Here is a 12,842-nt window from a genome sequence, read left to right as displayed (position 1 = left end):
CCGATGGAGGCCCTGCATGGCGAGTCCCGGCGTCGAGAAGCCGAACATCCGGCAGGTCGCGCAGCTCGCCGGCGTGTCGCACATGACGGTGTCGCGGGTGCTCAACGACCACCCGAACATCCGGGAGTCCACCCGGCGCCGCGTCGAGGAGGCCATCGAGGAGCTCGGCTACCGGCCGAGCCTGACGGCCCGGGCGCTCGCCACCCAGCGCAGCCACCGCATCGGCGTCCTCGTCGAGAGCGCGACGACGTTTGGCCCGACCAGCACCCTGTACGCCGTCGAGTCGGCCGCCCGCGCCTCGGGCTACGAGGTCAGCTCCGTCTTCCTGCAGGCGGGTGCCAAGATCACCCCGCAGGAGGCCGTCGACCACCTCGTCGCGCTCGGCGTCGACGCGCTGTGCGTCGTCGCGCCGCGGTCCTCGTCGATCGCGGACCTGCGGCGCATCGCCGTCGGCGTCCCCGTGCTCGTCGTCAAGCCGGACAAGGACCCCACGTTCCTCACGGTGACCGTCGACCAGCGGGCGGGGACGGCCCTCGCGGTCGACCACCTCGTCGCGCTCGGGCACCGCGACATCCTGCACCTGGCCGGGCCGCTCGACTGGCTCGACGCCCGCAGCCGCGAGCGCGCGTTCCACGCCCGGGCCAAGTCGTGGGGGATCCGCGAGCGTCCCGTCGTCGTCGGCGACTGGACGGCGGACTTCGCGTACGAGTTCGCGCGCGGGATCCGCGAGCTCCCGGAGTACACGGCCGTGTTCGTCGCGAACGACGACATGGCGGTGGGGCTCGTCCACGGGCTGCACGAGCGCGGGTTCTCGGTGCCGGACGACCTCAGCGTCGTCGGGTTCGACGACATCCCGCTGGCCCGTCACGTCATCCCGCCGCTGACCACCGTGCGGCAGAATTTCGACGCCCTCGGGGTGTCGATCGTCGAGGTGCTGCGGGCGGCGATCGAGGAGCGGGAGATCCCCGACGTGACCCGGATCTCGGCCGAGATCGTCACCCGCGCCTCCAGCGCCCGCCCGCGGAAGACCGCCTGATGGCGCGCACCGCGGTGACGGCCCCGGTGGTCGAGATGCGCGGCATCACCGTCGAGCTGTCGGGCGTGCGGGTGCTCGACGCCGCCGACCTCACGCTGCGCCCCGGGGAGGTGCACGCGCTCATGGGGGAGAACGGGGCGGGCAAGTCCACCCTCATCGGGGCGCTGACGGGGACCGTGCCGATCCAGGCGGGCACGGTCCTGGTCGACGGGGTGCCCCGCCCGCCGACGAGCGTGGCGCGGAGCCGGGCGGAGGGCATCGCGACGGTCTTCCAGGAGTCCCACCTCAGCCCGCACCTGTCGGTGGCCGAGAACATCATGATCGGGCACGAGGTGCGCGGGCGGTTCGGCATCCGCTGGGCGCGGAACCGGGAGCGTGCCGCGGCCGCGCTGGCGACCCTGGGCATCGAGGACGTCGACCCGCGGGCGCCGCTGGCGTCCCTGCCCCCCGCCACGAAGCAGCTCGTGGCCGTGGCCCGCGCGATCGTGCTCCAGCCGCGGGTGCTCGTCCTCGACGAGCCGACGTCGAGCCTGGACGAGGCCGAGGCCGACCGGCTGCTCGGCGTGGTCCGGCGGCTGCGGGGCCAGGGCGTCGCGGTGCTGTTCGTCTCGCACTTCCTCGAGCAGGTGCTCGAGGTGAGCGACCGGATGACGGTGCTCCGGGGCGGCCGGGTCGTGGCGGAGTACCGCACGTCCGAGGTGGACCGCGCCGAGCTGATCTCGAAGATGATCGGGGAGGACATCGACGCGCTGCAGGCGCTGCACTCCGAACGGCTGGAGCACCACTACGCGGAGTCCCGGCCGGTGCGGCTGCGGGCGGCGGCGATCGGGCGGCGCGGGTCGCTGGAGCCGACGGACGTGGAGCTCTCCCCGGGCGAGGTCGTCGGGTTCGCGGGCCTGCGCGGCTCGGGGCGCACGGAGCTCGCCCGCCTGATGGGCGGGGTGGAGCGCCCGGACCGGGGCGAGCTCTGGCTGGACGGCGCGCGGGTGCAGCTGCGCGGCCCGGCGGCGGCGCTGCGGCACCGGATCGCGGTGTCGAGCGAGGACCTGCGCCGCGAGGGCATCGTCGCCGAGCTGACGGTGCGGCAGAACATCGTCCTGGGGCTGCAGGCGCTCCGGGGCTGGACGCGGCCGCTGTCCCGCGCCGAGCAGGACGCGGTGGTCGACACCTACCTGGACGCGCTGCACCTGGAGCCCGCGGACCTGGACCGCCCGGCGGGCGAGCTGTCCGGCGGCACGCAGCAGAAGGTCATGCTGGCCCGGCTGCTCGCCACCCGCCCGCACGTCCTGATCCTCGACGAGCCGACCCGTGGCATCGACATCGCCGCCAAGCTCGAGATCCAGCGTCGGGTGGCGATGCTGGCGGGGGAGGGTGTCGCGGTCGTGTTCATCTCCTCCCAGCTCGAGGAGGTCGTGCGCCTCAGCGACCGCATCGTGGTCCTCAAGGACCGGGAGAAGATCGGCGAGCTGAGCAACGGCCCGGGGGTCACGGTGGACACGATCGTCGAGATGATCGCGGCGGAGCTGGACGACGCCGACTGACGGTCGCCGGAGCCGCTGTTACAGGATCGTGACCACCGGTGACGGCCGGCACTATTGTGACCGGTCACATCCGAGACTATGTTAGCGGTCACAACGCCAAGCGTTCGCCGGAGGGTCGGAGCTGACCCCCAGGCCGGAAGCACCGGCCGCCCGGCATCTCGAGGAGGAGACCATGGCACGTTCGACCTTCACCCGCGGCACCGTCGCCGCGCTGTCCGCCGTCGCGCTCTTCGCGCTCGGGGCGTGCTCCAGCGAGCAGGCCGGCGGCACCGCCGAGCCCACCGGAGCGGCCGAGGAGGGCGGGTCCGGCGACGAGACCATCGCCATCGGCTTCTCGCAGGTCGGCGCCGAGTCCGGCTGGCGAGCCGCCAACACCAAGTCCATCCAGGACACCCTGACCGCCGAGAACGGCTTCGACCTGAGCTTCTCCGACGCCCAGCAGAAGCAGGAGAACCAGATCCAGGCGATCCGCTCCTACATCGCCCAGGGCGTCGACGTCATCGCGTTCTCCCCGGTCGTCGAGACCGGCTGGGACCCGGTGCTCCAGGAGGCCAAGTCGGCCGGCATCCCCGTCGTCCTCACCGACCGCGCCGTCGACTCCGAGGACGACACCCTGTACGAGTCGTTCATCGGCTCCGACTTCGTCCTCGAGGGCGAGATGGCCGGCGAGTGGGCCGCCGAGCAGTACGACGGCGAGGGGTTCCAGGTCGTCGAGCTCCAGGGCACCACCGGCTCCGCCCCGGCGATCGACCGCAAGGAGGGCTTCGCCACCGCGATCGAGGGCACCGACCTGGAGATCATCGACTCCCAGACCGGCAACTTCACCCGCACCGAGGGCAAGCAGGTCATGGAGGGCTTCCTCCAGAAGTACGACGACATCGACCTCGTCTTCGCCCACAACGACGACATGGGGCTCGGTGCCATCGAGGCCATCGAGGCCGCCGGCATGGTGCCGGGCGAGGACATCAAGATCATCACGATCGACGCCGTCAAGGACGGCATGCAGGCCCTCGCCGACGGCAAGATCAACTACATCGTCGAGTGCAACCCGCTGCTCGGCCCGGACCTGGCGGACATCGCCAAGAAGGTCGTGGCCGGCGAGGAGGTCGAGAAGCGCATCGTCGTCAAGGACGAGGCGTTCGACCAGGAGGCCGCGATCGAGGCCCTGCCGACCCGCGAGTACTGAGCGGTACCGGCCGGGCGCCACGACGCCCGGCCGGTCCACCCGTCGAACCCGCGGCGGGGTGCGCACGCACCCCGCCGCGCACCACGGAAGGCACGCGATGACGAGCACCGACCCCGCGGTGCGACCTGTCGTCGAGATGACCGGGATCTCCGTCGAGTTCCCCGGCGTCAAGGCGCTCGAGCAGGTCGACCTCCGCCTCTTCCCCGGCGAGGTGCACGCCCTCATGGGCGAGAACGGCGCCGGGAAGTCCACCCTCATCAAGGCGCTCACGGGCGTCTACGGCATCGACGCCGGCGACATCGTCGTCGACGGTGAGCCGCACCTCTTCTCCGGCCCCGGCGAGGCCCAGGCCGCGGGCGTCGCCACGGTGTACCAGGAGGTCAACCTCTGCGAGAACCTCACCGTCGCCGAGAACATCATGCTGGGCCGCGAGCCCCGACGGCTCGGCGCCATCGACTGGCGGGCCACCCGCCGCGAGGCCGCCCGGCACCTGGCCACGATGGGCCTCGACATCGACCCGGCGTCGTCGCTCGGTGCGCACTCCATCGCCGTCCAGCAGCTCGTGGCGATCAGCCGCGCCATGGTGGTCGACGCCAAGGTGCTCATCCTCGACGAGCCGACGTCGTCGCTGGACGCCGACGAGGTCGCCCAGCTCTTCGCCGTGGTGCGCCGCCTGCGCGACCAGGGCGTCGCGATCCTGTTCGTGTCGCACTTCCTGGAGCAGGTGTACGAGATCTCCGACCGCATGACCGTGCTGCGCAACGGCCGTCGCGTCGGGGAGTACCGCACGTCCGAGATCGACCGGCTGCAGCTCGTGTCGACGATGATCGGGCGGACGATGGAGGTCCTGGAGGACCTCCAGGTCACCACCGACCACACGGTGACGGTCGAGCAGGGGGCGACCCCGTTCCTGCAGGCGGTCGGGCTCGGCCGCCGGGGCAGCGTCCAGCCGTTCGACCTCGACGTGTACGCCGGCGAGGTCGTCGGCCTGGCCGGCCTGCTCGGGTCCGGCCGCACCGAGGTGGCGCGGCTGCTCGCCGGCGCCGACCACGCGGACGCCGGGAGCACCCGCGTCCGGGGCGACGACGTCCGGCTGCGGACCCCGCGCGCCGCGATCGACCGCGGCATCGCGTTCTCCTCGGAGAACCGCAAGGCCGAGGGCGTCGTCGGCGACCTCACCGTGCGCGAGAACATCGTGCTCGGTCTGCAGGCGGACCGCGGCTGGATGCGCCGGCTGCCGACGAAGCAGGTCGACGAGATCGTCGCGAAGTACGTCGCGGCGCTCAACATCCGCCCGGCGAACCCGGACGCGCTGCTGCGCAACCTGTCGGGCGGCAACCAGCAGAAGGTGCTCCTGGCGCGGTGGCTCGCCACCGCGCCCCAGCTGCTCATCCTCGACGAGCCGACCCGCGGCATCGACGTCGGGGCGAAGGCGGAGATCCAGAAGCTCGTCGCCGAGCTCGCCGGGCAGGGGATGGCGGTGGTGTTCATCTCCGCCGAGCTGGAGGAGGTCCTGCGGCTCAGCCACCGGATCGCCGTCATGCGCGACCGGGTCAAGGTGGCCGAGGTCGTCAACAATGGCGACGTCGGCGTCGACGACGTCGTCGAGCTCATCGCGAGCGGAGGGAACCACTGATGGCGGCCACGACCAAGGCGCCGGCCCCGACCGAGCCGGCCTGGCGTCGCGCGACGCGGCACGGGTTGTTCTGGCCCGTCGTCGCGCTGGCGGCGCTGCTGCTGGCGAACACGGCGTTCAGCCCCGACTTCCTGGCCGTGGGCGTCCGCGACGGCCACCTCTTCGGCGCGCCGATCGACATCCTGCGCAACTCCGCGCCGCTGATGCTGGTGGCGCTCGGCATGACGCTCGTCATCGCGACGCGGGGCATCGACCTGTCGGTGGGCGCCGTGGTGGCCATCGCGGGGGCGCTGTCGCTGAGCTACATCGCGACGTCCCCGACGCCCGGGTCGCCGGTCACGGTCCTCACCGCGATCTGCCTGGCGCTCGGCGTCTGCCTGCTGCTGGGGGTGTGGAACGGGTTCCTCGTGTCGGTGGTCGGCATCCAGCCGATCATCGCGACCCTCATCCTCATGACGGCGGGCCGCGGCATCGCGATGCTCATCACCGAGGGGCAGATCACCACGGTGACCAGCGCGCCGTTCAAGACGCTCGGCACGGGGTTCCTCCTCGGCCTGCCGGTGGCGATGCTCATCGCGTACGGGGTGTTCGTGCTCGTCGCGCTGCTGACCCGTCGCACCGCGCTCGGCATGCTGGTCGAGTCCGTCGGCATCAACCCGGCGGCCAGCCGGCTGGCCGGCGTCAAGGCCCGCACCATCGTGTGGACGGTGTTCGCGCTGTCCGGGCTGTTCTCCGGCCTGGCCGGGCTCATCCTCGCGTCGAACGTCATGGCGGCGGACGCCAACAACGCCGGCCTGTTCATCGAGCTCGACGCGATCCTCGCGGTCGTCATCGGCGGGACGTCGCTCCAGGGCGGCAAGTTCTCGCTGTCGGGCACGTTCGTCGGGGTGCTCATCATCACGACGCTCACCCTGACGGTGACGATCGTCGGCATCTCGCCGCTGGTCACGCCACTGTTCAAGGCGCTCGTCGTCATCGTCGTGACGCTGCTCCAGTCGCCGCGGATCCGGGCGACGTTCGCAGCCCGCGCCCGACGGCGCGCGGCCCGGCCCGAGGAGGTGGCCGTCTGATGGCTGCCGACGTCACGCCCGTCACCGGTCCGCAGGACGCCGTCGCACCGGCGTCCGGACCTCGGAAGGAGGGGCCGCGGATGGCCTCCGTGCCGCGCCGGTGGCGCGTCGACCGCCGGTACATGCCCGTCGTGGGGACGTTCGTGGTGCTCGCCCTGATCCTCGCGGTCGGCGGCGTGCGCTACGAGAACTTCCTGTCGCTCGAGGTGCTGGCGAACCTGTTCATCAACAACTCGTTCCTCATCGTGCTGGCCGTCGGGATGACGTTCGTCATCCTCACGGGCGGGATCGACCTGTCGGTGGGGGCGGTGCTCGCCCTGTCCGCGGTGACGGCGGCGTACCTCATCGACGCGGGCTGGCCCGTGGCCGTCGCGATGCCGCTCGTGGTGCTCGTCGGCTCGTTCATCGGGCTCCTGCTGGGCGTGATGATCCACGTGTTCGACGTGCAGCCGTTCATCGCGACGCTGGCGGGGATGTTCTTCGCCCGCGGGCTGTGCTTCGTCATCGCCCCGGAGTCGATCCCGATCAACGACGAGACCTTCGCGGCGATCGCGGGCTGGACGACGTGGATCGGCGGCTACTGGCGCATGACGACGGGGGTCGCCGTGGCGCTGGTGGTGGTGGCGGTCGCGTTCTTCCTGCTGCACTACACGCAGTTCGGCCGCACCGTGTACGCGATCGGCGGCGGCGAGCAGTCGGCCCGGCTGATGGGTCTGCCGGTGGCGCGCACCAAGGTGCTCGTCTACGTGGTGTCCGGCACCTGCGCGGGCCTCGGCGGCCTGCTGTTCGCGATGTACTCCCGGTCGGGCTACTCGCTGACCGGTGTGGCGATGGAGCTCGACGCCATCGCCGCCGTCGTCATCGGCGGCACCCTGCTCACCGGGGGGACGGGCTTCGTGCTCGGCTCCGTGCTCGGTGTGCTGGTCCTGGGCCTGATCCAGACCGTCATCACGTTCGAGGGCACGCTCAGCTCGTGGTGGACGAAGATCTTCATCGGCGTCCTGCTGCTGGTCTTCGTCATCCTGCAGCGCGTCCTCACCGCTCGGCGCACGTAGCGCCCGTCCGGTCCGGGTCGCCCGCCCGTCGCGGGCGACCCGGACCGTCGTCCGTCCTGTCCCACCTCTGCGAGACCGACCGACCGCGCACGAATGTGAGCGCTCACAACGACCCGCTCAGCGAGGAGCAAGCACGATGTACAGAGCTGTACACCGATCGGTGCCCACCGCACTGACGTTGGCCCTGGCCCTGCCGGCCGCGGCCCTCGCCGTCCCCGCGACGGCCGCCGCCCCCCTGCCCGCAGCCGTCGACGCCGACCACGCCGCCTACGTCTTCCCCTACTTCGCCGGCGAGGGCGCCGACGGCGAGAAGATCTACCTGGCGGTCAGCGAGTCCGAGGACCCCAGCACCTGGCACACCCTCAACGACGGCGAGCCGATCCTCGAGTCCACCCTCGGCACCGAGGGGCTGCGCGACCCGTTCCTGATCCGCCACCCCGAGACGGGTGTCTACTACCTGCTCGCCACCGACCTGCAGATCTACGGTGGCGGCGACTTCGGCACCGCCCAGGAGACGGGCAGCCGGTCCATGATGGTCTGGGAGTCCCCGGACCTCGTCACGTGGTCCGAGCAGCGTGAGGTCGAGCTCGCGCCCGCCGAGGCCGGCAACCTGTGGGCACCGGAGGCGCACTGGGACGCCGCCGCCGGGGAGTTCGTCGTCTACTGGGCCTCCGCGCTCTACCCCGACGACGTCGCCCCCGAGGACCGTGACATCGCCACGTCGTACCAGCGGATGCTGTACTCCACGACGGAGGACTTCACCGAGCTCACCGAGCCGCAGCCGTGGATCGACATGGACCGCGGCGCCGGCCGCGGCATGATCGACTCCACGATCGCGGAGGTCTCCGACGGCGCCGGCGGCAGCGTCTACCACCGGCTCACCAAGGACGAGGCCGACTACACGGTCCGCCAGGAGACCTCGACCGACCTGCGCCGCACCCAGGGCGTGACCGAGGGCGACGGCTGGGACCTGGTCGCCGAGCGCATCGGCGTCGGCCAGCCCAACCCGTGGGGCGGAACGTTCACCGCGGGCGAGGGCCCCACGATGTTCCCGTCGCTCACCGACGACTCGTGGTACCTCATGATCGACCAGCCGTCGTACCACGGCGGCCAGGGATACATGCTGTTCCGGACGCAGGACCTCGCGTCCGGCGACTGGACGTCGCTGCCCGACGTCGACCTGCCGAGCAACCCGCGGCACGGCACCGTGCTGCCCATCACCGCGGACGAGCAGACCGCCCTCCTGGAGGCGTACCAGCCCGACCTGCTCGCCGAGGGCGTCACCCTCGACCGCTCCGACGTCCGCCTCGCCGCGGGCGCCACGACGACGCTGACCGCCACCGTCACGCCGATCACCGCGGACGACCGGTCGGTCACCTGGTCCAGCGACGCCGAGGCGGTCGCGACCGTCGACGCCGACGGCGTCGTGACGGCCGTGGCCGACGGCACGGCGACGATCACCGCGACCTCGCCGTTCGGCACCGCGTCCGCGTCCGCGACCGTCACCGTCACCACGCCCACGGCGGCCCCGCTGCCCGACGGCGCGTGGGTCGACCCGTTCGACGGCACCGACCTCGACGACCGCTGGAGCATCGCCCGCGAGGAGGCGTCCGCCTGGTCCCTCGGCGACGGGGCCCTCACGCTGCAGTCGCAGCCCGGCGACACCTACCAGGGCGACAACAGCTACGAGAACGTGTTCCTCCTCGACGTCCCGGCCGGCGACTTCGTCGCGCAGACGGCGCTGGCGGCCACCCCGCAGGCCGACTTCCAGGGCGCCGGCATCGTCGCCTGGCAGGACCACGACAACTATGTCCGCGCGGGCCTCACCCACGCGTCCGTGTTCGGCGGCGAGCCCGTCGGCATCGAGACCGGCACCGAGACGGGCGCCGTCTACGGCGCGACCTTCGCCGCACGTCCCGGCTCCACCGGGGAGACGATCCGCGTCACCCGCACCGGTGACGAGCTGACCGTCGCCGTGTGGGACGACGTCGACTGGACGCAGGTGGCCACCACCACGCTCGCCGCCGACGTCACGCAGGTCGGGCTCTACGCGCTCGCGGCCGGCAGCGCGCCCAGCCACGAGGTCGAGTTCGACTACTTCGCGCTCGTCGAGCCGGAGGGCGCGGACGTCGTGCCCGAGGGCGAGTTCACCCTGGCGGGCGCCGACGGCGGATACCTCGTCGACGACGGTGGTCTCGCGCTCGTCGCGGACCGCCCGCTGGAGACCACGAGCCTCGTCGCCACCGCGACGGGCGACGTGCCCGGTCCGGTCACCCTGGCCACGCCGTCCGGCGCCCCGCTGGTGCGCGACGGCGACCGGCTGACGGTCGGCGCAGCGGGCGACGAGCCCGTCGTCGTGCGGCTGTCCGACGTCGGCGGCGGCACGATCGCCGTCCTGGTCGGCGACCAGGCGCTCACCGCGGGTGCCGACGGAGCCCTCGTGCTGGGCCACGCTGACGACGCCGCACGGCTCGTCGTCGTGCCGGTCGACGTGACCGAGCACGAGCTGACGATCGACACGGCCGCCGAGCGCACCGACATGAGCGACGACCTCTACGGCGCGTTCTACGAGGACATCAACTACGCGGCCGACGGCGGGCTGTACGCCGAGCTCGTCCGCAACCGGTCCTTCGAGTTCAACGCGTCCGACAACGCGTCCTTCACCGGCCTGACCGGCTGGTCGAAGGTCGGCGGCGGCTCGATCGCCGTCGAGTCGGAGCGGGACGAGTGGCTCAACGACTCCAACCGCTACTACCTCACCGTCGACTCCGACGGCACGACCGGCGTGGCCAACGCGTCGTACAACGAGGGTGTCGCCGTCGACGACGGCGCCTCCTACGACGTCTCGGTGTGGGCCCGCAGCGCCACCGCCCAGGACCTCACCGTCCGCGTGGTGTCGACCGACGGCGCCACCACCTACGCGACCGGCGAGGTCGCCGTCGACGGCTCCGACGAGTGGAAGCGGTACACGACCACGCTCACCGTGGCGGGCACCGCGAACGACGCCCGGTTCCAGGTCGTCACCGGCGCCGCCGGCACGCTGCGCCTCGACATGGTGTCGCTGTTCCCGCAGGACACGTGGGTCGGTCCGGTGAACGGCAAGAGCCCGCTGCGCAAGGACCTCGCCCAGATGGTCGAGGACCTGGACCCGCAGTTCCTGCGCTTCCCCGGCGGGTGCGTCACCAACGTCGGCACGTTCGACACCTACCTCGGCTCCGACGGCCAGGACCGCCGCCGCACGTACCAGTGGAAGGAGACCATCGGCCCCGTCGAGGAGCGCCCGACCAACTGGAACTTCTGGGGCTACAACCAGTCGTACGGCATCGGCTACCTCGAGTACATGGAGTGGGCCGAGGACCTCGGCGCCACCCCGCTGCCCGTGGTCTCCGTCGGCGCCAACGGGTGCGGCTCGTCCATCCCCGAGATGACCGAGGGTGACGAGAACTTCGACCGCTGGGTGGCCGACACGGTCGACCTCATCGAGTTCGCCAAGGGTGACGTCGACACCGAGTGGGGCGCCGTGCGTGCCGAGCTCGGCCACCCGGAGCCCTTCGACCTGCGGTACATCGGCCTCGGCAACGAGGAGAACACCGACACCTTCCAGGCGAACTTCCCGGCCTTCCGCGACGCCGTCGCCGAGGCCTGGCCGGACGTCACGATCATCTCCAACTCCGGCCCGGACGACACCGGCGCCCGGTTCGACGAGCTGTGGGAGTTCAACCGCGACCAGGGCGTCGACATGGTCGACGAGCACTACTACAACGACCCGTCGTGGTTCCTGCAGAACGACGAGCGGTACGACGCCTACGACCGCGAGGGCCCGCACGTGTTCCTCGGGGAGTACGCCTCCCGCGGCAACACGTGGGGCAACGCCCTGGCGGAGGCGGCGTACATGACCGGCCTGGAGCGCAACTCCGACCTCGTCGAGCTGGCCTCCTACGCGCCGATGTTCGCCAACGAGGACTACGTCCAGTGGTCCCCGGACATGATGTGGTTCGACAACGACGAGTCCTGGGCCTCGGTGAACTACTGGAACCAGCACCTGTTCATGAACAACGTCGGTGACGAGGTCGTGCCGAGCGAGCACACGGGCCCGGCCGCGCCGGGCAACGGCCCGCTCGACGGCGGCGTCTTCCTGTCGACCTGGGCCACCCAGGCGGCGTACGACGACGTCACCGTTACGGACAACGAGACCGGCGAGGTGCTGTACTCCGACTCCTTCGACGACGCCTCCGGCTGGTCGCCGGTCGCCGGGTCGTGGGCCGTGCAGGACGGCGAGTACGTCCAGTCGGGCACCGCGAACGACGCCCGGACCGTGCCGACCGGCGCCTACGACGTCGACTGGTCGAACTACACGCTCGAGCTCGACGCCCGCAAGCTTTCCGGGAACGAGGGCTTCCTCGTCGGCTTCGCCGCCGGCGGCGCGAACGACTACCTCTGGTGGAACCTCGGTGGGTGGAACAACACCCGGTCCGTCCTCCAGCGGGCCGACGGCGGGTCCGCCAACGAGGTGGCCGCGCTCGAGGGCGAGTCGGTGACCACCGGTCAGGACTACCGCGTCAAGGTCGTGGTGTCCGGCCGGACGGTCGAGCTCTACCTCGACGGGGAGCTGCAGATGACCTACACCGAGCCGACCGAGAAGTCGCTCTACCAGGTCGTCACCCACGACGCGGACACCGGCGAGCTGATCGTCAAGGTCGTCAACCCCGGCGCCTCGACCGCGCGCACCGACGTGTCCGTCACCGGCGGCTTCGAGGTCGCGGCCGACGTCGCCGTCACCGAGATCGTGGCCGACCCGTCGGTCACCAACACCAAGGCCGACCCGGACGCCGTCGTGCCCGTCGACCGTGCCTGGGACGGGGGAGCGGACGCGTTCACGTACGACTTCCCGGCCCACTCGGTGACGTTCCTGCGTCTCGCCGAGAAGCCCGCCGAGCCGGAGCACGCGGCCTGGGACTCGTCGAGCGTCTACACCGCGGGGGACCGGGTGACCTACGAGGGGGCGGTGTTCGAGGCGACCTGGTGGACCAGGGGCCAGACCCCCGGGGCCTCGCCGTACTCGGCGTGGCAGGAGATCGCCTCGACCACCGGCGGGGTGGCGATCTGGACGCCGTCGCGGATCTTCACCGCGGGTGACGTCGTCGAGCACGACGGCGTGACGTACACGGCGAGGTGGTGGACGCGGAACCAGGAGCCGGCGTCGTCACCGTGGGGCCCGTGGCAGGTGACGCCCTGACCTGATCGAGCGACCTGACCGCGAGCGTCTCCGGACGTCCCTGATCCGTGCCGGACCGGGACGTCCGGAGACGCTCGTCGTC

The 12,842-nt window shown here is 71.7% G+C and carries 7 protein-coding genes; all 7 read left to right on the top strand.

Features of this window, described 5'->3' with window-relative positions; translation table 11 throughout:
- The first annotated feature begins 16 nt into the window (after positions 1-16).
- The 7 genes from I598_RS07320 to I598_RS07290 all read left to right on the top strand — a co-directional run bounded on the left by I598_RS07320 (position 17) and on the right by I598_RS07290 (position 12,760).
- Positions 17-1,036, top strand: coding sequence for a LacI family DNA-binding transcriptional regulator (locus I598_RS07320; protein ID WP_068202400.1), 1,020 nt, complete (start codon positions 17-19; stop codon positions 1,034-1,036).
- Complete coding sequence (locus tag I598_RS07315; protein WP_068202399.1) at positions 1,036-2,577, top strand: sugar ABC transporter ATP-binding protein; 1,542 nt, start codon at positions 1,036-1,038, stop codon at positions 2,575-2,577. Before I598_RS07320 ends, I598_RS07315 begins: the two co-directional genes overlap by 1 nt.
- A 172-nt stretch (positions 2,578-2,749) precedes the next feature.
- Positions 2,750-3,763, top strand: coding sequence for an ABC transporter substrate-binding protein (locus tag I598_RS07310; RefSeq protein ID WP_068202398.1), 1,014 nt, complete (start codon positions 2,750-2,752; stop codon positions 3,761-3,763).
- A gap of 97 nt (positions 3,764-3,860) precedes the next feature.
- Positions 3,861-5,399: a sugar ABC transporter ATP-binding protein gene (locus tag I598_RS07305; protein ID WP_068205105.1), complete on the top strand. Its 1,539-nt coding sequence runs from the start codon at positions 3,861-3,863 to the stop codon at positions 5,397-5,399.
- A complete protein-coding gene (locus I598_RS07300; protein ID WP_068202397.1) occupies positions 5,399-6,469 on the top strand; it encodes an ABC transporter permease in 1,071 nt (356 codons plus the stop codon). Before I598_RS07305 ends, I598_RS07300 begins: the two co-directional genes overlap by 1 nt.
- Positions 6,470-6,549: 80 nt before the next feature.
- Positions 6,550-7,524: a galactofuranose ABC transporter, permease protein YjfF gene (gene yjfF, locus I598_RS07295; RefSeq protein WP_068205104.1), complete on the top strand. Its 975-nt coding sequence runs from the start codon at positions 6,550-6,552 to the stop codon at positions 7,522-7,524.
- A gap of 160 nt (positions 7,525-7,684) precedes the next feature.
- Positions 7,685-12,760 carry an alpha-L-arabinofuranosidase C-terminal domain-containing protein gene (locus I598_RS07290; RefSeq protein WP_068202396.1) on the top strand — a complete coding sequence of 1,692 codons (5,076 nt, stop codon included), beginning with the start codon at positions 7,685-7,687 and terminating at the stop codon, positions 12,758-12,760.
- The last annotated feature ends 82 nt before the right edge of the window (positions 12,761-12,842 follow it).

Origin of the sequence: Isoptericola dokdonensis DS-3 (assembly GCF_001636295.1) — a bacterium.
In the GTDB taxonomy this organism is placed as follows: domain Bacteria; phylum Actinomycetota; class Actinomycetes; order Actinomycetales; family Cellulomonadaceae; genus Isoptericola; species Isoptericola dokdonensis.
This window is presented reverse-complemented; position numbering and strand designations above follow the sequence as displayed.